Raw genomic sequence first — 25,155 nt, 5'->3', positions numbered from 1 at the left:
ATAAGGAAATAATTTAATTAATTTTAAGAACAATTAGTTAGCTCATTCCTTACCCAAATCTCAGGTTATTTAGGACGGGACAACCGAATTAAAAAAGGCCTCAAATGAGGCCCTATATAAAAACATTACTTTGTATACGCTCTAGGCATATCAGAATCTGTCGTATATCTGTCTCTTAGTTTATCGTGGCGTGACTCAGTAGACACTTCCTCACCATTGATCCAGATTTTATCGATTGTGGTGCTGAATTCGAAAGGATCCGCACTCCACATTACGATGTCTGCACGTTTACCAGCTTCAATCACACCGCCATCAATGCCCAGTGCTTTTGCTGGGTTAGCGGTAACTGCCTTAAGTGCGCCTTCATGACTCATGCCATTTGCTACAGCAATACCCGCATCAAAGCGTAGCTGGTAGACGTTATGACTACCGTCACCACCAATTGACAGGATGACATTGACACCTGCTTTCTCAAGCTTACCTGCGTTATCTAGACTTGCATGCATTGAGTCAAAGCTAGCTGGTAGGTTTGATACCGCACTCAAAATAACTGGTACTTTCGCCTCAGCTAATTGCTCAGCGACCACTACCGCATCATCTGCCCCCTGAATAATCAGATCTAAACCAAACTTTTCTTTTAGCTTAATCGCTTCAAGAATATCCGACGCCCTTGAAAGCGTCGCTATCACAGGCATGTCACCCGCAAGCACTTGAGTTAACACTTGTTCTTCTGAACTCGGTTTTCCCTCGTCTTTTTTGTCTTTCTTAGCAAGCTTTTCTTGCTGTGCTTCAAGCTTTTTAACAACGTTATCTAACGCTTTTGCACGAGACCCTTTGCTTTTGGCACCCAGATGAATAATTAACGCTGTTTGCTTGTCAGTCACACTGTTAAATTCACCAGATAAGTCAACAACAAAACCAAGCCCTGCAAACTCACTTTTACCACCCCAAGGTGCGACAAAGTTTTGCGTTACACCGCCTTTTCTTGCATAGGCAATTAAGCTACTACGTGGATTAAATGCGGTGCTTGTGTCAAAGTCTACGCCGGCATCGTCATCACCAGCATCACGAGAAGCAGCAACAGCACCGACTTCAACTAAACCAAGCTGGTTCATTGAGCCGATAAAGCCAGGAGTGATAACCTTACCGCTGGCGTCAATCGTTACATCAGCAGTCACGTTATCTGGATTAATCGCTTTTATTTTACCGTTCTCGATAACTAAAGTCGCACCTTCAAGTACGCCCGCATCTGTCGCGGTATGGATCGTTGCATTAGTAATTGCGGTAACATTGGCAAAAGCAACAGAGTGAGCTAGCAATGCGCTAGTGATCATGGTTAGTTTCATGGTTTTCATCTCATCAACTCCTTACTTTTGACCTAACATAAAATCACTAATCGCTTGATATTTTTCATCGTGACGATCATAGACTTTACCACCATCTACAAAGACCTGCTCTGCACGAGAGTACACGCTGAACGGATTGGTGTTCCAAATTACTACGTCGGCTTGTTTGCCTTGTTCAAGCGATCCAGTTTTATTCTGAATGCCTAACGACTTAGCAGCGTTCGAGGTGATCCACTTAATTGCATGCTGCTCGTTGATGTTAAAGCCAGACTGGTTAGCTGTGTTCATCACTTTTGCGGCTTCATGATTCAAGCGTTGGATTGTGGTATCTGAATCAGAATGAACTATCGCACATGAGTTTTTCACTGCATCAACAATTGCAACGTTTTCCTGAACCATATCATAGGCTTCCATCTTAAAGCCCCACCAATCTGGCCAAAGCGCAGCACAGTTACCGTTTTCACCTAACAGATCTGCAATCTTGTATGCTTCAATACCGTGGTGGAACGTCCCTGCGTGATAACCAAACTCTTTAGACAAGTCGATCATCATTGCCATTTCTTCTGCTTTATAACAATGGTTATGGATCAGGATTTCACCATCTAACACACCACGAAGCGTATCGAACTTGATATCACGTTTTGGTGCATCCGGATTCAATCCAGCAGCATATTCGGCTTCGTACTGTTCCCACGCGCGCTTATATTCACCAGCTTCAATCCAAGCTTCACGGTATCCTGCCATGTTACCCATACGCGTATAAGGGGCGACACCTTTAGAGCCGTATACACGCTTTGGATTCTCACCACATGCCATCTTTAACCCATAGGGCGCATCTGGAAATTTCATTGCTTGCATTGTTGGTGCTGGCACATTCTTTAAGGTAACACCACGACCACCAAATAGGTTTGCAGAGCCAGGTAAGATTTGTAGCGTGGTGATCCCCCCTTCTCTAGCTCGGTTAAAGCCAGGATCTTGCGGCCATACAGAATGCTCAACCCATACTTGAGAAGTATTAGGGTTAATCATTTCATTACCATCACTGTGCGACTCTACACTTGGGCTGGGGTAAGCTCCTAAATGAGAGTGCACATCGATAATGCCAGGTGTTACCCATTTACCTTCAGCATCAATGGTGATATCTGCCGTGACAGATAGGTCTTTACCAACTTGCTTGATTTTACCGTCAACGATAAATACATCACCTTGTTCTATTTTTTCACCCGTACCGGTTAGAACGGTAGCATTAGTGATTAAGGTTGACTGAGAAGGTACAGGCTTGTAAGTACTTGGGTATGGGTTTTTCTCTATGGTAACTTTTTCTTTTTGTGGGCCGTTATCCTGACAGCCCATCAAAGCTGCGGCAATGCCAGCTACGACTATGGAGGGAGCAAATTTATACATTTTTGTCATCTCTATTGTTTTTTTGTGACTTTAACTCATGCCATCGCACTTTACGCAATTATGAGTTTTAGTGACAAGTAATTACGACGAACGTCCGGACATTATAACGCATGTTGTCATCAGTGAGTAATTTAGAAAAGCCTTAGTTACCATAACCGAATGTAAATTAGCGTCAATATTGACACGTTTTAACACATCAAGTGGCATAAGTAGCAAAGAGGAAGTAAATCTAAGAATGAAGTGTTAAATTATCGATAATGGTATTTTAAAGTGAAAAAAGTTTTTGCTATTTGTATCCTTAGAAACAAAATAATTTAATACTTTACAGATAGATAGAAAATCTGCACACATTTGACATACTCTATTACATTCGGAATTACTTGATTTACAGCATTCTGCAGCAACTTTAGTAATACTAAGAACGTGTCCTAGAGATAGCCAAGGAGCTAACCATGAAACTGTTCAATTTAGTATGTGCAACCTCGCTTCTGATCGCAGGTACCGCATCTGCGGCAGACTTTGTTGCTGCGGATAATAGTAAAGCGACTAAAGTTTGTATGTCGGTAGTCAAAGACAATAAGATTCACTTGTTCCACACCATTAAAGAGAACCACCTAAAAAAACGTGTTGTAGAAGAAAAACTACATTGCAATGATATGCCAGTCGGCAAATTTGCAGCAACCTACGGGTTTAATAAAGCTGCTGACTTCCTTGGTGTAGACAGTAAAGTAGAAACCAGTATTAAAGACATCGCTAAACTAGATAAAAAGACCATTTTTGTCTCAGGATCTAAGTAGTCATGTCGACATATTTGTAAACAAAAAAAGCAAGGCGTAGCAATCCCTGACTGCGCCTTTTTCTTTGTTCAGCTATACAACTGCAGCCAATAACCCAAATAGACCCCCAAAGACGCCTCCCCATACAACTAACCAACCTAAGTGAGTCTTAATCATGTTTTGTACAATCTCCTTTACCATTTTCGGCGTTAGCTCATTAAGTCGCTCATCTACCGCTTTTTCAATGGTTTGATGTAAATCATCACCGAGTAGACCGTTACTAAGCGACTCACTAATTGCAGCATCAAACTCAGGCTGTTCACCGAGCTCAACTATTGCTAATCGCATTTTCTCAATAAATGGCTCTCGCAGCGGTTGTACAGCTTCAGTCCCACCAAACATCTGCAGCATCGCACCAAATTGCGACGCTTCAATGACACTTAACAAACGGTCAAATGCTGGATTTAAATCGACTTTATTAGCGATAGGCGCCAAGTCAAACTTTGGATGCTCCTTGCCGATAAACTTTTCTAGTTTTTCTCTACTAAAGAACTCGCTCAAGATGAGCTCTCTAATTGACGCTTTAAACGACTCGAATTTAAGCGTAATAACCCCTGAGCCATAGAGGAAAGGCACTTTCTCAAATAACATATGTACCGCTAACCAATTCGTCATTGCGCCAGATAGTGAAAACAATCCAACCGAAAACAACGTGTCGTTTTCTAGTACGAAGCCAGTACCTGTTAGCAGTATCGCCAGTAAATTGGTGATGATATTTTTATTCAATGTACTTCCCTTGGATAAAATGACAGACGCGATATTTTATTTTTTTTAGAAAAAGGCCTCAAGTATTTGTGATCTTGAGAATTTCAACCATATTTTAGAGTAAGTGAATATGTTGGATCTAACTTATGTGGAACAAAGTCAACCAACAAATCTCTGAATCTCTCCATGACACTTTTGAGTTTACTTCAAAGCAAACCTTAAAAAGTTATGGGTCTAAAAAACTTTATAAGATTGCAGACGATACCCATCAATTTTTGGTCAAAGTTGCTCCAATTCAGGCTTTAGAGCGATTTGAATGTGAAGCATCTAATCGTGAAAAGCTTATTCGCGACTCTGATTTCCTTGTGGCCGATACAATTACCCTAGGTACGAGTGTTGAGTTCTGCTTTATTGTGCTGGAATGGTTAGAACTTGATCATCGCAATGAAAACTGGCTTGAGTGCGGTCAAAGCCTTGCTAAAATGCACCAACGTCATGAACAGGAAATGTACGGCCTAGAAGAAGATAATTATATTCATGAGCTGCCGCAACCAAATCAATGGCACAAAAAATGGGAAGTTTTTTTTGCTGAGGAAAGAATTGGTTGGCAACTGCAATTGCTTGCTGAAAAAGGGATTATCCTCACTGATATTGATACGTTTGTGGAGCAGCTTAAGCCACTCCTTCCGCACCAAGTTCAACCGTCTCTGGTTCATGGTAATTTTTGGCATGGTAACATTGGCTTTAGCCATCAAAAACCCGTGCTATTTTCCCCAGCTTGCTATTACGGTGATAGAGAAGTTGATATTGCTATGGCTTCGTTATTCGCTCCGCTGCCAGATGACTTCTATCGTGGTTACGAGTCTATCTATCCACTCGCAGAAAATGCACCTGAGCGATTAGACATTTATCGCTTATATCCTCTTTTAGTGCAAGCAAACTTGTTTGCTGGCAAGTACATACGGGACGCGGCTGAACAAGTGCAAGCCCTGCTCAAATAACTGCCATATTTTCGTCACAATGCGCTATAGTTAAAAGGTATTTAGTTTGGCCAATTCAGGTGGAGGGCCAATGAAAAACCTATATCAACAACGTATTGAATGTCCGCATTGTGGACATCATATTTTTGTCAATCTTGATGCGAGTGAAGGCGATCAGGACTACTACGAAGACTGTGCTGCTTGTTGCAATCCAATACACCTAAATATGCACTTAGACCAACTGCACAATAAGCTTGAGCTTAGGGTTGATAGCGACGACGAGCAAGTGTTTTAACCAAAGCAGAAGTGCTATAGATAAAGGGCAGCTCATTTGCGAGCTGCTTATCAGGTTGGCACAACATCAGCCTGTACTTTTGGTGCCTACAGATAGACGTAAAGGGTATTACTCGGGCAAAGTACTAGTTGTGCTTCAATAGAGTTTGCTTTTTCATATAGTTTTCAACGGTATTAATAATCGTATAGGTTTGTTGGTCAACCTCAATATTCACAGTATCTCCCACACGCACCGTACCCAAATTGGTAAGCGCCAGCGTTTCAGGTATTAGGTGTAACCAAAAGCCGGTATGGTCAAGCTCCCCCACAGTCAAACTCGCACCATTTACCGCGATAAAGCCTTTGTACATAACATACTTATGCCACGCTTCTGGCAAGGCTATATGCATCCTACAGTTGCCTTCGTTGCGATGTATTTCACTGATCTTCGCGCTTGTTTGAATATGGCCTGAAATTATATGACCGCCGAGTTCTGTCCCAAATGTCATCGAGCGTTCAAAATTTACCTGCGACCCTCTTTGTACCTCACCTAGATTAGTGAGTCTCAATGTTTCATCAATCACATCAAAGCAAACTTGTCCTACCACGTCATTTTCTGGCTGTTCGAAGTGCACCACAGTTAAGCAACATCCGTTAATTGCGATGCTCGCACCCAAGGTCAGCTTATCGAGGTATTCAGCACCAACAGAAATAACTAATTTTAAAATATTATCGACCTGCTTTGCCGACACCACCGTCGCTTTTGTTTGAACAATTCCTGTAAACATATCTACCCTCTTAGTTTATCCTTGAGATTGTAGCGAAATCGCAATAAGAGATGTACTGAATTTATATTGAATATCCAACTAGATAAAAATAGTTGCGACTGCTAGCCGCAAAATTTTGCTTAAAACAAAGCACTAAAATAAACTAACGTTTTTACGCCTTAAGTAGTATCTCACCATGAATTTTTCAACTTGGGAAGCCAGACGCTTGCTTCAACTTGCGATCCCCGTTTTTCTCGCTCAAGTTACTTTAGTCTTAATGACCGTCGTTGATACGATGATGGCAGGTCAAGTCAGTGCTGAAGACTTAGCTGCTCTTTCTATTGCTACGGGTGTTTGGAACCCTTTGATTTTTAGTTTACAAGGGATCTTACTTGCACTTACGAGTATTGTTGCGCATTGCCATGGTGCTAATGACACCGCAGGGATCAAACGATTTTTCCAGCAAAGCTTGTATCTTGCTTTAGCGCTTTTTACCGTTGGTTTGGTTTTAGCGAACTTTACTTCTATGGTTTTTTCAAATATAGGAGCAAGTGAGAATGTTCAGACCCTCGCTCAAGGCTATATTGATTTTGTGAAATGGGGTCTATTGGGCTTTTTGATCTTCACGGTATACCGCAATGTCACCGAAGGGGTTGGGCAAACAAAGCCTGCTTTTTACATCAGCATTGTTGGTCTTTGTATCAATGTCGTTGCTAACTATATTTTTATCTATGGTAAATTTGGCGCGCCAGCGCTTGGTAGTGCGGGCTGTGGCCTAGCTACATCTATCGTGCTTTGGTCAATGGCAATTGCACAGTGGCTGTATAGCTTGAAGAGTAAACACATAGATGGAAAGGCCCTAATCAGCGGTTTTACTAAACCAAGTCTATCTATGATGAAATATGTTGCAGCACTTGGCTTTCCAATTGCATTGGCAACCTTCTTTGAAGTTACGCTATTTGCGTGCATTCCTTTATTTATTGCAGATCTAGGTCCTATTTCCGTATCTGGTCACCAAATTGCTGCCAGCGTCACTACTATGCTGTTTATGATGCCTTTAAGTTTGTCGATGGCTATTGCAATACGGATCGGTAATCTAACTGGACAAGGTGCCTTAGACCAACTCAAACTTTCAGTGAATACCGCGTTTCTTTTGGCCACCTTAATTGCACTATTTGTCGCACTCATTACGTATATAGGAAGAGATCAGATTGTTTGGCTCTATACCAACAATGCTGAAGTAGCCGCTCTTGCAACCAGCATTATGGTGCTGGCTTGTTTGTACCAATTACCCGATGCATTACAAGTCTCGGCAAATGGAGTGTTAAGGGGGCTAAAATATACTAAACCAATATCTTGGGTTACTTTTGTATCATATTGGCTAATTGGCTTTTCATTAGGCTATGTATTAGCAAAGACCGATTTAATAACGCCTGCAATGGGTCCTCAAGGTTTTTGGATTGGTATCATTATTGGCTTGAGTACGGCGGCAGTATTATTGGTGACATGCGTAAACAAACGGGTGAAATTTGAGATTAGTCAAGCGAATAGCTAGTACGCTAATACTTTTTACTTTGGCCGGCTGCAGCAAGCAGCCGAGCGATATTGCTGTTGAATATCAACAACGTTTGGCGAGCGCGACTGACATAGAGGTGGTACACACAGCACCACTTTACAATCCGGAGGTACAAAAAGTACCATTGCCGACAAGTGAGCTAACTATCTCTATGTTAGACATCGCGACCGCTGGACACTGCAAAGTCACAAATCTCATCGCTGCGCACAATAATCAATTAGGGAAAGTTAGTTACCCAAGCGAACGCTTGAAATACAACATCTTATTTATTCAACAAGCGCCTCTCTGCATTCAGCACCCAAACACGAGCGACGAGCTGCAACAAACATTAACTCAAGCAGTTCAGGAAAAGAAACAACAGCTTCCACGTTACTTTCTTCATATGATGACATTTGAAAGAGAGTTGGCAAGTTTGAGTTTGTTAATTGCTGAAGAAGTGCCACTAGAGCTGCCAGCAGCCCACAGCAACATGCTAGAGGCAATTAACGAGCTTGCAGAGCTGGCAATAAACATGGATACGCCAGAAAATCTCAACCCAACCACACTCACATCCGCTATAAAAGTGCTTTCTCAGCGATTTGTCTCATCTTTGGTGACGAGCGTCCGTAAGCAGACTCAACTGAATAATGTGACTACAAGCCAATTACAACAACTTAGGCTGAGAAATGATATTTGCAAAAGTGGCGGAAATAAAAAGCAGGCACAGGTCATAAACAATATCTTCAACAAATATTATTTATCCATTCTTCAGCCTTATCAGGCGATGCTCTCTCTTTCTATGGAAGAGTTGATCTCAGCCTGGCAACCTATCCACCTATTGTATCAAAATAATAACCTTGCCGACCCGCTCACGCTTCAACAACACTTGGATAACCTTAAAGATTCTGCGAAAGCACACGTAAAATGGTGGCAAAAATTTTACGAGCTGTGTGAAATCCCTCCAGTATGAACAAAAAAAAGGCAAACAATCAAAAAATTACTGAAAGCCGCTTGATCCGTTAGCTGAGTCACTATATATTACAACGCGTTGACAGGCACAGACCTGAAAACAATTAATAAGAAAATGTTATTGTACGACCGTAGCTCAGTTGGTTAGAGCACTACCTTGACATGGTAGGGGTCGGTGGTTCGAATCCACTCGGTCGTACCAAATCTTATAATACAACCGTAGCTCAGTTGGTTAGAGCACTACCTTGACATGGTAGGGGTCGGTGGTTCGAATCCACTCGGTTGTACCACTCTACAATATTTACTATCTAGTTAAATCCAAAAAGAAAAAGCATTGCCTACTCTCTATAACCCACGCCAAAGGTCGGTAATTCGGATCCACTCGGTTGTACCTATTTTAAATCTTTATAATTCAACTAAAGTCGAAAAAGATAGCACTTTCTCCACTATAATCAGGTCTATATTAAATTATTTCATTAGCATGATAAGTAAAAAAGGTACAGAGTAGTAGATTAACTTTCAGGCTTTGGGGTAGGAACAGTGAAAAGGAATTTAGCATACGATGGCCTACGTGGCTGGCTGCTAATTATTATTGCCTGTAACCATTTATATGGTCACTTCGTCCCTCAACTCACTAGAGCACCCTTAGGTTTTGTAACAGCGGCTGAGGGTTTCGTATTCTTGTCTGGATTTGTCGCATATCTTGTCTACGGAAGGTTAAGCAGTAATAAAACACAGCTTCAACGCAAAGTATGGCGGCGCTGTTTAACCATATATGGATTTCATATTACAGCCATTACCATCAGTTTCATATTCGTTTGGATATTTCCGTTTTATATCCAACAGTGGACAGGTTTTTTTAATGCAGAAAATTGGTTTAACAACCCCTTTCAAAGTTATATTTCGGCTATTTTATTGCTTGAACACCCAGGTTATCATGACATACTTATCTTATATCTTGTGCCAATGATATTTCTGCCTTTTGCAATACTTGCTATAAATCGTGGCCAACTTTGGTTAGTCGCAACTTCTTCTGTCCTTATATGGCTTTTATCGCAACACGTCACAATTCAGCCTTTAGCTGGTCCATTTAACGATATATTTTCCGATATCACAATCAATGTGAGCTACTTTGACCCTTTAGCGTGGCAAATATACTTTTATATGGGTTTTATTCTAAGCTACCTAAAACACCATAAAGGCTATTCTTTTGATTTTCCCATTGCCGTACGGATATGCTTGCTCACATGTATCACCGCTCTGTTTATTACTAAACATTGGTTTCCAGCACTGATGGAGCCGTATCTCTTAGGAAGTGGTAACGCCTCGGTAGTTTATCAATTGAGTTTATTATTAGCCGTTTACCTGTTTATGTTATTAAACCGGCATATACCGAGGCTCTTTACGCTGAAGTATCCCGTATTTTTAGGGCAACATGCGTTACCCGTATTTGCTTTCCATACCGTAGTCATTTATTTTCTGCAGCCTTGGAGCCAGGCTTACACAACGCAAACTTGGTATTGGGACTTACTCATCTGCATATTTTTCATCGGGTTACTTGCGATACCTGCAAGACTTGACCAAATATGGCGTTCCAGCAATCGAAGAAACCAACTTGGAGTACAGAGCAAGGCAGCGTAAATGCGTAGTGTTTGGGAAGATTCAGTCTTTATCCACTGTGAACTTCTTTGTCATTCCTTGACTCGCTGGAGATACAAGGCGGTAACCCAGTTTTTTATAAAAAGCAGGCTCGTCCGCAATCATTGAAACATAAGAGCCCGACAACACATTTGCAGCTAAGTAACCATCAATATATTCCATTACTGTACGCCCTAATCCCTGCCCCTGATAAAGCGGATTGACGGCAACATCGACGACCTCAAAATTGCAACCTCCGTCTCCAACCACTCGGCCCATTGCCACAAGTTGTTCGTTATGTCGAATTGCAACTCCATATAATGAGTTAGGCAGTCCCCTTGTGGCTGCTTCTAGAGATTTTGCAGATAATCCAGCGGCTATTCGCAAATCACAATATTCCTCAGGGGAAGGTACTTTCTCTTCAATTTTGAACGTCAAAATATTCACTCCTCTAATCACTAAGAGTGATAGAATAACAACTGTATAAATAAACAGTCAACTAACTCTAACTATCACCTTCCCGAGGTTCTGGTTGTGTTCGAGAATATCGTGGGCTTGCTCAATTTCATCCCAATATAACTCCTTATATATTGGTATCTTCATCGTCTTATCCGACAGGTCCGAGCCAAACTCATTCAGAAAATCTTTCACTAATTCCCTTTTATAGTCCAAAGAGCGATTTCTTAACGTACTTCCGTGCAAGTTAAACCTTTTCGCGAGTAACTTGGCAAAGTCTAGTTCTGTATATCTTCCGCCTAGCATAGCGAGCATCACACAGTGACAATCCATTGCTGCAACTCTTAGGTTCGCTCTGAGGTATTCACCACCGACTGGATCAACAATGACATTTGCTTTCAAACCAAGTTTTTTCATTTCTTCAGCAAAATCACAGTCTAAATAATTAATAGTGTGATCTGCACCCAGAGACTTTGCGTACTCGGCCTTTTCCTTGCTACTTTGGGTCGTAATGATCGTTGCACCTAGCCTTTTTGCAATCCTTATGGCAGCACTGCCAACACCCGAAGCTCCACCATGGCATAGTAAAACCCCATTAGAATTTAGCTGCCCAGTTCGCACAACCGCATCATAGGCCGTAAGATATACTTCTGCTAAGCCTGCCGCATAGCTCAATGACAAGCCTTCGGTTAATGGCATGAGTAATTCACTTTGTGCAACCACGTACTCAGCATAGCCGCCTCCAGAGGTTAAACAGAACACTTGATCACCAAGTAAATGTTCAAACTCAGGAGACGCCACTTGAACTATCGTTCCAGACACTTCCAGACCCAATATCTCACTATCGCCTTCAGGTGCAGGGTATCTCCCTTGTTTTTGCAAAATGTCAGCTCTATTAACCCCAAACGCATGCACTTTGATTAGCACTTGCTTTGCACTCAATGTTGGTGTTTCGGTGTACTGGATTTGAAGCTGAGAAGATGCGTGACTGATATAACGCATCTTCTTTGGGATCACTGAACTTTTTTCCATACTTCCTTCTCGACGAACTTACCATCTTCATACAGTTCATGATGCCATAAATTACCATCAATCTTGTAGCTGAATGACATCGTTCGACCAAGTAAGGTAGTAACATTTCCATATTCATAGGTTTCGATAAATCTATCTCCCTCTATTTTGTAACTCCCTCCACCAGCGTATTTAAACTTTCCTTCGCTTTGCGTAATGTAGCTGTGGTGAGCCTCAGTAATTAACTTTATCGACGTCAAGTTCGGCGCTTGCGCTGATACAATGCCATCTGGGGTGGCATATTTTCCCTCAACAAACTCCCAAGTACCTAAAAGTGGGTTTGCCAAAGCAACAGGACTCAATAACAATAAACTAAGTGCGGTGACTTTCATCTTATTACCTTTTAACGTTGTTTTACTCAGTTTTACATAATCACCCAACCAGGTCAGTTGAGATAATCTCAACATCAAGAATAAAATAATGCGTTCTCAGGTCTACTTACGAAGTAACCCTTGTAGAGAAAATAATGAAATTATTAATGCTAATACTGTCGTTCAATTTAATTGTATCTACACAGGCAGCCGAAATTGAAATCGAATATAAGGGCTGGATAAGTAGCAGCGATAAACAACATGTGGAAACTTGGCTAAAGCGCGGTGTTGAAACAACAGAGCATACCTTGGGAGCACTACAACAGCAGACGCTTCCATTTATTATTGAACCGAACTTATTCGCATCTGAGCCAGTGCCATGGGGTACGGTTCAACGTGGCGAACCCGATGCTATTCTACTCCAAATCAAACGATTTACCTCAAGCCGAGTGCTGATTAAAGATTGGACCTTGTACCATGAAATTGCTCACCTTTATCATCCTTTGCTTGGCCACTCCGATTTCTGGCTTGCAGAGGGACTTGCTACCTATTTACAAAATGTCATTATGCTAGAGAACAATATTTTTAATGTTGGGGAGTTTCATACAAGATTAATTTCAGGGCTCAGCCGAGGCGCAAAAAATACGCTAATGAATAAAGGGTCACTTAAAACAGTGAGCGAACATATGTGGTCATTAAACGCGCAACAAAGAGTCTATTGGAGTGGAGTTGCATTCTTTATAGAAGCAGAAATTGCACTACAGGATATGGGCAACAAGAATACTATCAGAACGCTTATTTCCTCATTTCAGCAGTGCTGTAAAAGCAGTGTAATATCAGGAGACAAAAACAGTGGACGTTTATTTATTGCGAGCCTAGATAAACTATCCAAAACCACCATATTTTCCAATCTATATGCTAACTATAAGCAGCGGGAGGATTTCCCTAACTTAAGTAAAAGTCAAATCTATAGTCTGCAGCCATTAAGATAAAGTGTTTTATGGCATCCTTGAACGGTCACTCTATCCGCTGTAAATATTTATAAGGCGTAGAAAACTAAGCTTGTTTGGTTTGCTGCTTTTCTGACTCAATAGCGGCTGTCATTGCGCCAAGTAATTCAGTTAGCTGTACTTCTACACACTCGAGTTGTTTATTCTTCAGCTTAACATCCAACTCGTTTGCGATTTTATGAATATCAATACAATCAAACATCGCAGCAGTGCCTTTAATCGCGTGAACTGTTTTTGCTAACGCATCGTAATCCTGATACTTAGCCTGGTTCTTGATCTGAATGATTTGCTCATGCAGCCCAGAAATATACTGTTGCTTTAACTGATAAAATTCAGCTTCGGGCAGATCAACTTCCTCATCGACTTGGATATCCAAATAATAGGCTATTTTTTGACTGAACACGACTCTATCGATAGGTTTTGCGAGATGATCACTAAATCCAAGTTTTAAATAACGCTCAATTTCATGCTGCATGGTGTTGGCAGTTAATGCAATCACAGGCGTGCTACACCCCGTAGCCTGAATAAAGCTAAACGCCTGCTCACCATCCATTACCGGCATTTGAATATCCATTAATATCAAATCGAAATCACTATCTAGTACCGCCTGTACCGCTAGCTGACCATTTTCAACCGCCGTCACAGATAAGCCCATACGCTCTAAAATACGCTTAATAAGCTTACTATTGTCTGTGTTATCTTCAGCTAATAACACTTCACCTTTAAGCTCTTGATTTATTTCATCTGGTATTGTGCCTTGTTCACGAACATCGCCAATTTGAGCGAGACTTTGCACCCACTTTGTTTTCTCGGTGGTATATAGGCCAACAGTAAGAGTAAAGGCAGTACCTGAACCTACCTCACTTTCTACCGAAATATCACCATCTAACTTTCTCGCTAAGCTTTTGGAAATATTTAGTCCAAGCCCTGTCCCACCATATTTCCTTGATGTGGAAGAATCGGCTTGATAAAACGCACTAAATAATTCTTTTTGCTCATCCGCTGTCATTCCTATCCCGGTATCTCGTACCGTGATCATAAGGCGCTCGTTTTGACACGCCACATCAATCGAGATTTTACCAACCGTCGTAAACTTCATTGCGTTAGATGTGAGATTTAGTAATATCTGCCGCAATCGAGTGGGATCAATAACCACAAAATCAGGCAGTGGAAAGTGATAATTCAATGCAAACTCAAGCCCTTTATCTCTAATTTGCTTACCCAATAACGAATCGACATGCGCAATTGCTTGAAAAAGGTTTGACTCCACCAACTCAACTTCTAGTTTATTAGCCTCAATTTTAGACATATCCAAAATGTCATTAATTAGTCCAAGTACATGACGCGAGTTTTGTAAAATAACAGAGATTGCGTGATTACGCTCATGCGGCTTAATATCTCCGAGCATAATGCCATCGGCATAACCAATAATTGACGTCATTGGTGTTCTTATTTCATGGCTCATGTTCGCCAAAAATCGACTTTTTGCCTCACTAGCATCTCTAAGCTCTGAAGCCACCTGCTCTAACTCATAAGTACGTTTTAACACCTTTGCTTCAAGGTTTTTATTGAGCTCTATATTTTCTTCACTAGTTATTCTAAATTTGTCCGCAACCGCAAAAGCCAACAGTAATGCATCAAGCGCAGTACCTATTAAACCGTAAAGATATAAGTTACTCGACGATTCAGGCAGCAAACTTAAGTTAGTTAAGTTGCCCACCATATTGGGGATCGCCATTGCGATATATGCCATCACAAAATAGCGAGCTGGCTTAAAGCCCTCAACCCAGCGTTTAATACCGACAAATAGTCCGAAACAGAGCGCTAACCCCGTTACTAATGTTGCCCAAATAAAGCCAAAACCTGGGAAAAGAATACAAAACGGTAGTCCAAGCGCTGCTATCACTCCGAGCCAGATAGAAATCGACACATAGTTTGGATGAACATCCTTGAGTTTTAAAAGATGGATATAAAATAACGCGTTGGTTAATGGCGCAAGGGCAAAACCTAACCAATGCAAGTTTGCAGAGTAAAATCCAAATAGCTCGTCGGGAATATGAAAGAAATGGCTCCACGCAAATACCCACACACAAGTAAATAATGCGTAATAAAAATGAGTGATATCTTTAGAGCCGATGTAAATTAATAAGTTATATAGCCCAAGAACAATGCCGACACCAAAACAAAGCGTCATGATAAGGTTTTCATAGACCACTTCCTGCTGAAAATCTCTCAGAGGCTCAATGGTCAACTTCACAGGGGTGTAAAAGAAATCACTCTCGAAGAGCGTAACGATATAATAATCTTGGTTCGGTTCTAACGTGACTTGGTTACCATAATGAAATGCAAATTCATTTTCGACCTTGCCCCCAGAAAAAACTCGCAAGACCGTTTCTGGTGTATATATCCTCGACTCTATTTTGCTCAATACCGTATTGTATGGATAGAGCACAAATTCATTCAATGGCGTTTCATTTCTGACTTTAGTCACCAAGAAATAACGACCAGAAAACAGCGCTCTCTTCTTTAGTGGCTCATGAATAGATTCCCATGCACTCAACTCATCCCAGCTTTGAGGAAACCTTGTACTAGAACTTGCCTCATAAGCCTTTCCAACATGATGTAAATTTTGATATTGCCAAGGCTGCGTCAATTTCAACACAGCCTGATCTGCATAGGCGAAACTAGAAAACAGAATTATGCTGAAAATGATCAGTAGTAAACGCATTCTAGCCAGTTACCTTAGTAAAGTTACCTGTGGTTCGGTATTTGATCTGCAAGTTTTCTACCCCCAAGTCAGGTGACTTATCTCTATATAGTGCTAAAAAAAATCAAAAGCGATATGTTACATCCATGCCTATCCTTCTCCCCTCACCTTTAAAGTCTTCCAACATTCCCAAAAAGCTACTTAGGTCAAATTTAAGATGGCTATACTCTTTATCTAGAAGATTTTTACCCCAAATACCTAACTGCCAGTCTCTATACTCCACCTGTAGATTGGCATTCCAAAGCATATAACTGGGCTGCTTAGCATAGGGAGATTCGTTTTGGTCAAAGTAATATTCGCTTTGATAATCAAATGCTATTCTACTTTTTATACTAACTTCATCCCAATTAAATGCATAATTTATTTGTCCAGAGATATTCCATTCGGATGTAAACGGTAAGCGATTGTCGGTCAATACAACGCCAACTGGATCAATAAATTCCTCAAAGTTAGCTTCAGGTATATACCCTATATCCAAGCCTATCTGAGTTTGCTCCGATAGATACCAAGTGTTTTCTATTTCAGCACCATAGATTTTTGACTTACCTACATTTTCAAGTAACTGATAAGGCGGTGCTCCAGGTACTTCTGAAGCCCGATTCATAAATACCTGTTGGTCTTTATAATCATAGTAAAAAGCGGCCAAATTTGTACGAAGTTTAAGCTCATTAAATAACAGCTTTGCTCCTATTTCATGGGCGATTAGTTCTTCGGGGCCATAACTTGCCTGTATCGCGGCATCCTTCGAAATAAGGAAGCCACCGTTATAGCCGCCGCTTTTTGCACCATTAGATAAACTATAATAAACACTTTTATCTGGTTTCACTTTATGGATAACTGACAACTTTCCAGACAAATTACTATCGGACTCTTTTCCCTCAATGTCGTAGGCAGGGACTAAAATGCCAGCGAGGTTATCTCCAAACGGTACATTTAGGTATGAGAAAGAGTCATAATTTACCTTTTCATCACTGTACCTTACTCCTACAAGTACATCTGTATGTTCACTGATTTCATATTCATATTGGCCAAACAAAGCCATTGATTTTACTTTGATATCATTGTCATAGAAAAAGGTTGCCGCACTTGCACCATTAGGGGTTCCCCTAAAATCACGTAATAGGTCATTGAAATTATCTTGGTAAATACGCTCTTCTAGTTGAAATAAGCCTACCGTCAGAAAGCCGGTTTCCATACTTTGCTCAAACCTAAGCTCATTCACCAGCTTTTCATTTTTAAGCCCTAACTCACCTTCACATAATGAAAATGGACTTCCATCACAATTAAATCCATGTATCCTATCTAAGCGATTGAAAGCCCCAAGATAAATAAGTTGAGACCGGTCATCCAGTGCATACGCGATCTCTGTTGTAACACCTTTGCTTATACTGTGATGTTTTTGATAATTATTGACCCGCACAGCCCAAAAATCGTCGCTGCCAATATTAAAGCCAAGCGCATCAACGCAGTTGCTAGTGCCCGCTTGCGCTGGAGAACATAATGAACCATCCAAAGGGTTTGAGAATAATCCGATATTCCCGACCGGCTGAACCAGTCCATTCCAATGACCATAATCTAATTTCACAAAAACACTGAACTTATCAAACTCGCCAAAATAACTTAGTCGAACATCATTTTGTTCCATATACGCCTCAGGAGCGTCAGGCTGGAGGTTATAAGTTGTGTACTCATAGTTATTGTGGCTTGCGGCAAGTCGCACCGCGCTATTTTGATCTAGGCTATAGTTGAGCATCGTACGTGCTCTTGTTAAAGAATCCGAACCGACCCCCACACTGACAGAAGCAAAATTACCATCTGTTGGGCGCGCCGTGCGCACTAAAATTGCCCCCCCAGTGGTATTTCTACCAAAAAGTGTACCTTGTGGACCTTTCAATACTTCTACTTGCTCAACATCAAACAAGTTAATGATTTGATTATTCGCAGACCCAACAGATATACCATCTAAATATACCCCAACCGGAGAAGTGTTGGCCGTATTGTAATCGACAAGTCCGACACCTCGAATGCTGACCGCTGGAGGCGTGCCCTCAGCTGCATTTTGACTGATTTTTACATTCGCAACTAAACTACCCAGTTCGGTCGTATCTTTCAGTGCCGCGTCAGTGATGACTTGTCCGGATATGGGTTTAACAGCGATAGCAACATCATTGATAGATTGCTTTCTTTTTTGAGCGTATACCTCAATGACTTCGATTTCTTCTTCGACTTGTGCTGACGTTTCCATCGAAACTACTGAGAGTAATGTTAGTGTTATCGTATTTAACAGCACATTTGGATGTGGCATAGTTTGAATCCCGAGCTATATCATGCAATTGCACTATCAGTATAGCTGAATTAAAAAGACCCCCAAACAAATGAACCCGATTACCTTTTTAAGGTTCAAGTTATCGTTCATAACGCATACAAATTATACCCAGATGGGATTTAAGCCCTGCAAATTGCAAGGCTTGAAATGTAGTTGGGCTACTCCGTCAGTATGACTAACTACTCAAACGTTAAACGGCTCAAATCCTGATTCTCCACTAATGCTTTGAGGATATCCAGTGATAGCTCTACTCGTTTGCATGCCAGCCATCACAGCAGCTTCAACACAACCTGCATTGACACCGGTTTTAATCCAATCTCCAGTAATGTAGAGGTTTTCGAAGACGCTGCCGTCCGTAGGTAGTCGAAATTGACTGCTATCAACAACACTTAACACATAACGCTCACTGGGGTCGACATTCACCCTCCAATACTGGGTGTTGAACCTAACTTCGCCTTCATTATTATCAACATCAAACAATACGTTCCAATCGAAGTCGTCACCATGATAAGCCTCTGGCCACAGTGGCTGCATCTGTAATCTAAGTTTTTGCAATGCGTTTTCTTTTACCTGAGCTTTCATGCGTTCAGGAAACTCATGATCGCTCGGAGGTGGATAATCTGCGCAGGTAAAAGCACTACAAAAGTAGGCAATGTTCTTGGGCTGAGTATTTGGCCAATCTTCAACCTCAAGTAAATTAGACATCGCAGCCCAAGTATCAAAGGGTTGAGAAAATGCGCTTAATATTGGTGGCTCATTACTGCCAGAAGGGTCGTGAAAACCCAGTTCATTGTCAGTTTTAGTGAGCCACAACTGTAATGCTTGAGTCGCAACAGTTTTGACCTTTTCGGCTTGCAACCTTAAGTTGTCATCTTTAGCCAATAATTGCTGACAAAGTGGCTCAAGACCTGCTACTGAGATCCCAAAAATCACTAAATCGAAATCAGTACCTTTATTCAGCGTTTTTCTCGGTAACCTCTGTCCAAATGCTTGTTGGTAAACCGCCTCCCAATTAGACCAGTAAGACTCAAGGTTAATCTCATGTTCTTTAAGTAGTGCCACTTGCTGCGGGTCAATTTGCTGCCACAGTGGAAAGCTTGGCCAGCATGGCAAGTCTTTGACTAATTCCAGAGGCTCGTAACATTGCGATTCCTTTAGTTTAACCTGTTGAATTAATTGAATACTATCAACATAATGACCATCATCATCCTGTGCACAATGTAACGATTCAACCTGATGAAAAAACGCAAACTTAACGCCTCGATGTTTAAGCAGCTCATAGATAGGAGAGAAAATAATATCTCCCATCCCCGCTTGCATTTTCCACATCACGCCACCGCGATAACACAGCATAATCCGAAGCATAGCCAAAGCCGCAACTCCCGCTTCGACATTCGGCTTTTTAAAATCACCGTCCTCATAGCCAAAAACGAGGTCATAAAAGCCGCGAACAGGCGCAGACTCCACAGACAGCGATTCATTTGCGCCATTGCGCTTGAGCCACTGTTTAAAATCGTATCGATCAAGATAACCAAACCCTCGTGAATAGACTTTGTCACGGAGCATGCCTATGGTCATCGCAACACCTAAATCTATACATATATACAGACGTCTAATGACTGGGTTGTCATCAATTAAGTCGTTTACTTCAGACTGCAACCAACGCCTAATTTTTCGAACCATATACCAAACAACTAAGTGATCTTTCTTATTCTCTAAACGATGATCAGCTTCACGCACCGTCAAAAAATTACTGAGTTGCGTTATTAACAGCTTTGGTGTGGATACAACCTCTTGAACATGGTTTTCTGCGTCATCAAATAAGGTCTTGGCTTTATCTTCGACACTATCAAAAAAGCTTTTAACTTCCTGCCCCAAGTGAGCAAGCAGCGTTTTATCTCTTTCTTTTTTAGTTTTGAGTTGTGTGGATTTGTGCGTTTTCTCAACTTCACATTCCAAATCGTCAACCCACTTGTGTAGCCAAGCCGCAAGTAATTTTAAAATCTGCCAAAAATGTAAATCGAGAGTGCCATTTGCTGGATTACCTGGGATCTCAGGGAAATCTACCGACCAAGTTTGCCATTGCTGGTCGATATATTCTTGCAGCACCACCAAACTATGCGGTTTTAGTGCTTGTTGCCAAGTGTGAATGGGGACATCACTTGAGCGCTCAAGCTTATTATAAACTGTCTCAATTGCCCTAAAAGAATTGACATAGGCACCAAACCAAACGTGAAGACCATGCTCCTCTATACGCTCGCCGTATTCAGCATTACGACCACTCGCCCCTTTGCCCCCCAAACGCCAACCTTGCTGATAAACGGTAATATCATAGCGCTCTTGCCAATCTTCTTGTTCAGTCATGTATACCGCAGCTGTCATCGCCGAAACGCCGCCGCCAAGTATTGCTACTTTTTGTTTACTCATAAGCCTTCCTTTTTCAAACGTGTTGACGAGCAACACCTAAAGCCACATAGGAAGACAACTAAACATGCAAATATCGCTTTAGTAAAAATCGTGTTTTTTTATGCCGCAAATACACTAACGATGGAGATTAGCCATACTCTGAGCACTGGAAACAATTTCTTCCACACCTGCCTGATCGAAGTCCATTTTCACAAAGTAAGGTAGTTTGACCTCGCTTTTGCCTAATGGAATGCCAAACATTTTATCGAGTGGAAACGCATCCATTCGTTGTAGATTCAAGCTTAAATCATCTTTGATAAAACCAATTTTGTGGATTTTCTTCACCTCTGAAGGGGAATGTACCACTGCCGAATATACAGACTTCTCGGCATGGCCATCTGGGAACTGCTTAAATAATATTTGATCCATTTGCGGGTGGGTAAAACCCGATAAGAACTGCTTAAGAAATTGGCTATCGACATCTAAATCAGACACTGAATCTTTGAAAAGCTCAGCAATTTCTTCACCCACTTCCAACACTTCTTTTAGCCATGACTCTCCGTCATCCTCAGGTTCAATGGATAACAATTCATGCCATGCCATTTTGACGTTGGGATCAAATTCCTTAAAGGTCTCCAAGGAGAGGGAAAAGTTCAGTGGGTCGCCAAAGTTATCAGGCATTTCGTAGCGACATAAATATTTGTTGTAGCCCCATATTTCTCGACCATTTATCAGCGCGTTAATATTGTTGACAGAGATAAACGCAGGATACCAATACAGATGCTCTGCTTTTAACGTTTCGAGATTGACTTGCAGAATTGGTAACCAGACAATGACATCGGTTTCTTGCATATATCCATAATTACTAAATGGCGGCACTTTTGATGCGATATTTTCAATATCCGTAAAGGTCAATAAGCACCAATCCGTTAAAGCCCTGAATACAAATTCACTACTAGAAACCGAATTCAGCGTTTTATCAACATAGGCTTGGATTGTTGATTTCTTTCCTTTGACAAAGAAGCCATACATTTGTGCATTTAGCATTCTACATGGAGGTTTGGCGAGCAGATTACTATAAAAATGTTGATAATCAGGCAACTCGGGATACATCTTTCACTCCTTAAAGTATGATAAGTTAGTGTTTAGTGTAGTTCGCTCAAGCCGCTTTTGCGTATGTTGTTACGAAAACTCCGCCTCTCGTTGCACAACCTCGATATAGTTGCGTGCCTCTCGCTGGCAAAAATACTGATAATGCGAGTATGCGTACTCATCATAGTTACCCGAGAGCTTGTTCATAAAACCGTGTAAATATCGCGTTCGGATACAATCCAGCCCTTTTTTATCTTTTAACTGTTCTATAACGGGCTCAACGTCAAAATGAGATTCAACTTGAGCAAAGAAGATAGACACATCGCAACTAGGCTTAATATTTAGATGGTTACGTATTTGGCTGGGATAAAATGCGATAAGCTGCTCAACAGAGTGAGATGCACCTTGTTCAGACAATGCAATCCACGCTGCAGCTCCGCCTGCACTAAAGCCAATAATAAGTTTTGGTTTGTATTCAGAAATCGCTGCTGATACTTTGTCAGCATATAAACGATGACCACACTGCGCCAAAAACAGCTCATAACAATCCGACTCAGAGACACTGTTTGGTTCTTCTATAAATGGTGAAAGCACCTGCACGTCACTTCCAAGTGATTTAGCAAAACGATCAATATGATCCGTATAACCGAAAATATCGGTAACGATTAATATAGCCATCGGTTTTCCTTATTAATAATTTATAGTTATTGGCTTGTATGACTTTCCTTGCCATGCGGCCTTATCTACTTATATTGGATTGACGCGCTGCAATCAAACTCTATATTCGATCGCTTAACTACGCTTTAACTAGCGCGCTTTTACCCAAAACTAAAACCTCTTTTAAAGCTAGCATACCGCCAACCTCTGTAAACATTAAATACAAATTAAATAAACATTAATTTAATCATCAATATCGCAAACAATGCTAAGCTTATTGTAAGTTCAGCAAGAGTGACCCAATTTGATCAAAATCATCTTACTCCTCTTCATTACCTTTCAATCCAGTTTTGTATTTGCAAAACAAATAACTTGGATTGCGATAGACTTCGCGCCTTATTATATCCTTTCTGACGATTTGGAGGGGCAAGGACGGGACGAGTTATTGATAAAACTCATCCAACAACAGATGCCTGACTACACCTTCAATTATAAAGTGTTCCCCGCATCGAGGGCGATACATGAGCTCTCTAATTTCAACAACCAATATTGTATGATCTCCCTCTATAAAACACCCGAGCGGCAAAGACATATCGCTTTTAGTGATGAGTATTCTACCATTGGATTGTCAACCTCTGCCGCACTAAGGAAAGATGTCGCACAGTCGCTTGGCATTACCAATAGCGCAATTGATTTGGAAAAGCTCGTAACTGAGCACGGCCTAACCGTAGGTGTGGCGGCAAATCGATCGTTTGGTCATGAAGTTGATGCGTTATTGGCGAGTTTGCCTACCAAGCAAGTGCTTGTAAGACCAGGAAGAGATACATTAGAGAGTTTGACTATCATGCTACTCAAAAAAAGAGTCGACGTGATACTCGGATACCCAAGTGAACACCACTACCACAAATTGCATGTTGATAAGCAAGATGAATTGACACAAGTTAGATTGAGTATCGCCTCGCAGATAACTGCTGGATATGCAGGCTGTAATAACAATGCGATTGGTAAGGAACAAATAGCTGCAATTAGCGAAGCGTTAAAACAAGCCCATAAAAATGAGCAGTTTAGACTGGCTATGTCTCGTTGGTTACCAGAGCAATTTCAACCACAGCTAGCTAGTATTTTTAAAAACTAACTTTCTAAAACTAGGGCCTGTTTATCTTTGCTGTTTGATTTTTGTTCTCCTGAGTGTGTTTTGGTCGCGACGCTCGACTTGCCGCCTAGTAATCTAGGCAAAAGTTGAGCAACAATGAACAAAGCGCACTCAGGTGAACCCAAAGCGCAGCACCACGTATGTAGTAACACGTGGTGCAAGTTGAGATTACTTACGAATACCTTCTAAGTGCAAACCAATGGTAACGTGTGTTGATGCCGGACCTAAATCATAGTCGATGTCATAATCAGCAAGTTTTAACTGGGTTTCGCCTTCAAAGCCAACTCGGTATCCACCCCAAGGATCTTTACCTTCGCCCACTTTTTGAATATCAAACTCGATATTCTTTGTTACCCCATTGAGCGTGAAGCTTCCTTTCACCTTCGCATTTGTATCATCGCTAAAAGTAATTGAGTTACTCTTAAAAGTCGCCTTAGGGTTTGCTTTAACATTTAAGAAATCATTACCGCGCAAATGCTTATCACGCTCTGCATGGTTCGAATCAACAGAAGCGGTATCGATCACTACATTGATTTTTGATGCATTTGGATTTTTTGCATCATAGCTGAAGTCGCCTTCGAAGCTATTAAATCGACCATGCAACCAGCTGTATCCTAAATGTTTAATTTTAAAGTTTACAAAGGCATGTGCACCTTTAGTATCAATTACATAATCCGCGGCATTTACTCCGGCCGATAAGGTCATAGCCGCCATGCTTAATGCAATGATTGTTTTTTTCATGTTTTAATCCTCAACTTTTGTAGCGTTTGGTACCTTGAGCATGCGAACTAAGGTACGATCTCTATTAATAAAGTGGTGTTTTAGCGCTCCCACAATGTGTAGCACTACTAATCCAATGAGCCCCCAAGCAATGTACAAATGCACAGTGCCTGCAATATCGCTTTGTTCTTCAAATAGCTCTCCAATACCCGGAACAGAAAACCAGTTAAATACCTCAATTGCTCTGCCATCTGAGGTAGAGATTAAGTAGCCTGTGACAAACAGCCCAAACAAGCCAAGATACAAAACGACGTGAACGACATGCGCTATTATGTTTTGCAATTTATCTATGGGAGTTGCTTCGCTTTCGGGTCTCACTTTAGGGTTAGTGAACTTCCAAATCAGCCTAAGTACTATCAAAGCTGCCAGCAGTATCCCGATGCTTTTGTGAATGTGTAAGCCGTCACGGTAAAAAGGATCGTAATAACTGAGTTCGACCATGTACAATCCAAGGCCAAACATGCCAAATACCACAAGCGCACTGAGCCAGTGAAAGATGATGGCTAACAAACCATAGTTTTGTGATGTATTTTTAAACATAATATTCAGCTAATAAAACTCATTCTCAATAAGAGTAAGCTTATACGCTAAAAGTTCAGAGAGAAAGGCATAAATTTAGCGTCAGATTGTGCATATATGCACACAAAAAAGGC

22 protein-coding genes and 2 tRNA genes are annotated in these 25,155 nt (G+C 41.2%); 10 read left to right on the top strand and 14 right to left on the bottom strand.

Features of this window, described 5'->3' with window-relative positions:
* Window positions 1-125 precede the first annotated feature (125 nt).
* Window positions 126-1,355, bottom strand: coding sequence for an amidohydrolase family protein (locus BB427_RS04365; protein WP_069019070.1), 1,230 nt, complete (start codon window positions 1,353-1,355; stop codon window positions 126-128).
* A 12-nt stretch (window positions 1,356-1,367) separates the two neighbouring features.
* A complete protein-coding gene (locus tag BB427_RS04360; RefSeq protein ID WP_069019069.1) occupies window positions 1,368-2,750 on the bottom strand; it encodes an amidohydrolase in 1,383 nt (460 codons plus the stop codon).
* Between the two features lie 452 nt (window positions 2,751-3,202).
* Here BB427_RS04360 and BB427_RS04355 point away from each other — a divergent pair, with 452 nt between their 5' ends.
* Window positions 3,203-3,547, top strand: a complete 345-nt coding sequence (locus tag BB427_RS04355) for a DUF3718 domain-containing protein (protein WP_010371580.1) — start codon at window positions 3,203-3,205, stop codon at window positions 3,545-3,547.
* Window positions 3,548-3,619: 72 nt separating this feature from the next.
* Here BB427_RS04355 and BB427_RS04350 read toward each other — a convergent pair whose 3' ends face one another.
* Window positions 3,620-4,312, bottom strand: coding sequence for a DUF445 domain-containing protein (locus BB427_RS04350; RefSeq protein WP_069019068.1), 693 nt, complete (start codon window positions 4,310-4,312; stop codon window positions 3,620-3,622).
* A 125-nt stretch (window positions 4,313-4,437) separates the two neighbouring features.
* Here BB427_RS04350 and BB427_RS04345 point away from each other — a divergent pair, with 125 nt between their 5' ends.
* Window positions 4,438-5,292 carry a fructosamine kinase family protein gene (locus tag BB427_RS04345; protein WP_069019067.1) on the top strand — a complete coding sequence of 285 codons (855 nt, stop codon included), beginning with the start codon at window positions 4,438-4,440 and terminating at the stop codon, window positions 5,290-5,292.
* A gap of 70 nt (window positions 5,293-5,362) precedes the next feature.
* Window positions 5,363-5,566, top strand: a complete 204-nt coding sequence (locus BB427_RS04340) for a CPXCG motif-containing cysteine-rich protein (protein WP_039495704.1) — start codon at window positions 5,363-5,365, stop codon at window positions 5,564-5,566.
* A 124-nt stretch (window positions 5,567-5,690) separates the two neighbouring features.
* Here the strand turns inward: BB427_RS04340 and BB427_RS04335 are convergent, their stop codons facing one another.
* Entirely contained in the window at window positions 5,691-6,332 is a 642-nt protein-coding gene (locus BB427_RS04335) for a riboflavin synthase (protein ID WP_069019066.1), read from the bottom strand.
* A gap of 175 nt (window positions 6,333-6,507) precedes the next feature.
* Here BB427_RS04335 and BB427_RS04330 point away from each other — a divergent pair, with 175 nt between their 5' ends.
* From BB427_RS04330 to opgC, 5 genes are all read left to right on the top strand, one after another.
* Window positions 6,508-7,866, top strand: coding sequence for an MATE family efflux transporter (locus BB427_RS04330; protein ID WP_069019065.1), 1,359 nt, complete (start codon window positions 6,508-6,510; stop codon window positions 7,864-7,866).
* Window positions 7,841-8,836: a DUF3080 family protein gene (locus tag BB427_RS04325; protein WP_069019064.1), complete on the top strand. Its 996-nt coding sequence runs from the start codon at window positions 7,841-7,843 to the stop codon at window positions 8,834-8,836. The genes BB427_RS04330 and BB427_RS04325 overlap by 26 nt, the downstream gene beginning before the upstream one ends.
* A gap of 124 nt (window positions 8,837-8,960) precedes the next feature.
* Window positions 8,961-9,037, top strand: a tRNA-Val gene (locus BB427_RS04320).
* An 11-nt stretch (window positions 9,038-9,048) separates the two neighbouring features.
* Window positions 9,049-9,125: transfer RNA gene (locus BB427_RS04315), tRNA-Val, on the top strand.
* Between the two features lie 250 nt (window positions 9,126-9,375).
* Window positions 9,376-10,476 carry an OpgC domain-containing protein gene (opgC, locus tag BB427_RS04310; RefSeq protein ID WP_069019063.1) on the top strand — a complete coding sequence of 367 codons (1,101 nt, stop codon included), beginning with the start codon at window positions 9,376-9,378 and terminating at the stop codon, window positions 10,474-10,476.
* Window positions 10,477-10,497: 21 nt separating this feature from the next.
* On the opposite strand, the gene BB427_RS04305 is transcribed toward opgC, so the two are convergent.
* Genes BB427_RS04305 through BB427_RS04295 form a run of 3 tightly spaced genes read right to left on the bottom strand, consistent with a single transcriptional unit; the run spans window position 10,498 to window position 12,332 of the window.
* The gene (locus BB427_RS04305) at window positions 10,498-10,911 is read right to left on the bottom strand and encodes a GNAT family N-acetyltransferase (RefSeq protein WP_069019062.1); all 414 of its coding nucleotides are present in this window, start codon (window positions 10,909-10,911) and stop codon (window positions 10,498-10,500) included.
* Window positions 10,912-10,968: 57 nt separating this feature from the next.
* Window positions 10,969-11,961 (bottom strand): NAD(P)H-quinone oxidoreductase, encoded by a 993-nt coding sequence (locus BB427_RS04300; RefSeq protein ID WP_069019061.1) that lies wholly within the window; start codon window positions 11,959-11,961, stop codon window positions 10,969-10,971.
* Complete coding sequence (locus tag BB427_RS04295) at window positions 11,943-12,332, bottom strand: hypothetical protein (RefSeq protein ID WP_069019060.1); 390 nt, start codon at window positions 12,330-12,332, stop codon at window positions 11,943-11,945. Before BB427_RS04295 ends, BB427_RS04300 begins: the two co-directional genes overlap by 19 nt.
* Before the next feature lie 134 nt (window positions 12,333-12,466).
* On the opposite strand from BB427_RS04295, the gene BB427_RS04290 reads away from it, so the two are divergent.
* Window positions 12,467-13,303 carry a hypothetical protein gene (locus BB427_RS04290; protein ID WP_069019059.1) on the top strand — a complete coding sequence of 279 codons (837 nt, stop codon included), beginning with the start codon at window positions 12,467-12,469 and terminating at the stop codon, window positions 13,301-13,303.
* A 64-nt stretch (window positions 13,304-13,367) separates the two neighbouring features.
* Here the strand turns inward: BB427_RS04290 and BB427_RS04285 are convergent, their stop codons facing one another.
* The 5 genes from BB427_RS04285 to BB427_RS04265 all read right to left on the bottom strand — a co-directional run bounded on the left by BB427_RS04285 (window position 13,368) and on the right by BB427_RS04265 (window position 22,590).
* Window positions 13,368-16,049 carry an ATP-binding protein gene (locus BB427_RS04285; RefSeq protein ID WP_069019058.1) on the bottom strand — a complete coding sequence of 894 codons (2,682 nt, stop codon included), beginning with the start codon at window positions 16,047-16,049 and terminating at the stop codon, window positions 13,368-13,370.
* A gap of 103 nt (window positions 16,050-16,152) precedes the next feature.
* Window positions 16,153-18,393, bottom strand: coding sequence for a TonB-dependent receptor (locus tag BB427_RS04280; RefSeq protein ID WP_069019057.1), 2,241 nt, complete (start codon window positions 18,391-18,393; stop codon window positions 16,153-16,155).
* 204 nt (window positions 18,394-18,597) lie between these two features.
* Window positions 18,598-20,841: an NAD(P)-binding protein gene (locus BB427_RS04275; RefSeq protein WP_069019056.1), complete on the bottom strand. Its 2,244-nt coding sequence runs from the start codon at window positions 20,839-20,841 to the stop codon at window positions 18,598-18,600.
* 114 nt (window positions 20,842-20,955) lie between these two features.
* Window positions 20,956-21,933 carry an acetoacetate decarboxylase gene (locus BB427_RS04270; protein WP_069019055.1) on the bottom strand — a complete coding sequence of 326 codons (978 nt, stop codon included), beginning with the start codon at window positions 21,931-21,933 and terminating at the stop codon, window positions 20,956-20,958.
* Between the two features lie 69 nt (window positions 21,934-22,002).
* On the bottom strand, window positions 22,003-22,590 hold the full coding sequence (locus BB427_RS04265) for a dienelactone hydrolase family protein (RefSeq protein ID WP_045989019.1): 588 nt from the start codon (window positions 22,588-22,590) through the stop codon (window positions 22,003-22,005).
* A gap of 283 nt (window positions 22,591-22,873) precedes the next feature.
* Between BB427_RS04265 and BB427_RS04260 the strand changes: the two genes are divergently transcribed.
* On the top strand, window positions 22,874-23,704 hold the full coding sequence (locus BB427_RS04260; protein WP_069019054.1) for a TIGR02285 family protein: 831 nt from the start codon (window positions 22,874-22,876) through the stop codon (window positions 23,702-23,704).
* 186 nt (window positions 23,705-23,890) lie between these two features.
* On the opposite strand, the gene BB427_RS04255 is transcribed toward BB427_RS04260, so the two are convergent.
* Complete coding sequence (locus BB427_RS04255; RefSeq protein WP_017218664.1) at window positions 23,891-24,463, bottom strand: YceI family protein; 573 nt, start codon at window positions 24,461-24,463, stop codon at window positions 23,891-23,893.
* A 3-nt stretch (window positions 24,464-24,466) separates the two neighbouring features.
* Entirely contained in the window at window positions 24,467-25,042 is a 576-nt protein-coding gene (locus BB427_RS04250; protein ID WP_069019053.1) for a cytochrome b, read from the bottom strand.
* Window positions 25,043-25,155: the final 113 nt, after the last annotated feature.

The sequence above is a fragment of the Pseudoalteromonas sp. BMB genome (assembly GCF_001709235.1).
GTDB classification, from domain to species: domain Bacteria; phylum Pseudomonadota; class Gammaproteobacteria; order Enterobacterales; family Alteromonadaceae; genus Pseudoalteromonas; species Pseudoalteromonas maricaloris.
Note: the sequence above shows the minus strand (reverse complement) of the source record. Positions and strands in the feature narration are given on the sequence as shown.

Bases quoted from the DNA above. Each gene is read 5' to 3' on its own strand.
- BB427_RS04340 (WP_039495704.1), top strand. From the start codon at position 5,363: ATGAAAAACCTATATCAACAACGTATTGAATGTCCGCATTGTGGACAT.
- BB427_RS04330 (WP_069019065.1), top strand. From the start codon at position 6,508: ATGAATTTTTCAACTTGGGAAGCCAGACGCTTGCTTCAACTTGCGATC.
- BB427_RS04295 (WP_069019060.1), bottom strand. From the start codon at position 12,332: ATGAAAGTCACCGCACTTAGTTTATTGTTATTGAGTCCTGTTGCTTTG.
- BB427_RS04250 (WP_069019053.1), bottom strand. From the start codon at position 25,042: ATGTTTAAAAATACATCACAAAACTATGGTTTGTTAGCCATCATCTTT.
- BB427_RS04360 (WP_069019069.1), bottom strand. From the start codon at position 2,750: ATGTATAAATTTGCTCCCTCCATAGTCGTAGCTGGCATTGCCGCAGCT.
- BB427_RS04345 (WP_069019067.1), top strand. From the start codon at position 4,438: ATGTGGAACAAAGTCAACCAACAAATCTCTGAATCTCTCCATGACACT.
- BB427_RS04335 (WP_069019066.1), bottom strand. From the start codon at position 6,332: ATGTTTACAGGAATTGTTCAAACAAAAGCGACGGTGGTGTCGGCAAAG.
- BB427_RS04290 (WP_069019059.1), top strand. From the start codon at position 12,467: ATGAAATTATTAATGCTAATACTGTCGTTCAATTTAATTGTATCTACA.
- BB427_RS04365 (WP_069019070.1), bottom strand. From the start codon at position 1,355: ATGAAAACCATGAAACTAACCATGATCACTAGCGCATTGCTAGCTCAC.
- BB427_RS04300 (WP_069019061.1), bottom strand. From the start codon at position 11,961: ATGGAAAAAAGTTCAGTGATCCCAAAGAAGATGCGTTATATCAGTCAC.
- BB427_RS04275 (WP_069019056.1), bottom strand. From the start codon at position 20,841: ATGAGTAAACAAAAAGTAGCAATACTTGGCGGCGGCGTTTCGGCGATG.
- BB427_RS04280 (WP_069019057.1), bottom strand. From the start codon at position 18,393: ATGCCACATCCAAATGTGCTGTTAAATACGATAACACTAACATTACTC.
- BB427_RS04285 (WP_069019058.1), bottom strand. From the start codon at position 16,049: ATGCGTTTACTACTGATCATTTTCAGCATAATTCTGTTTTCTAGTTTC.
- BB427_RS04265 (WP_045989019.1), bottom strand. From the start codon at position 22,590: ATGGCTATATTAATCGTTACCGATATTTTCGGTTATACGGATCATATT.
- BB427_RS04270 (WP_069019055.1), bottom strand. From the start codon at position 21,933: ATGTATCCCGAGTTGCCTGATTATCAACATTTTTATAGTAATCTGCTC.
- BB427_RS04355 (WP_010371580.1), top strand. From the start codon at position 3,203: ATGAAACTGTTCAATTTAGTATGTGCAACCTCGCTTCTGATCGCAGGT.
- BB427_RS04255 (WP_017218664.1), bottom strand. From the start codon at position 24,463: ATGAAAAAAACAATCATTGCATTAAGCATGGCGGCTATGACCTTATCG.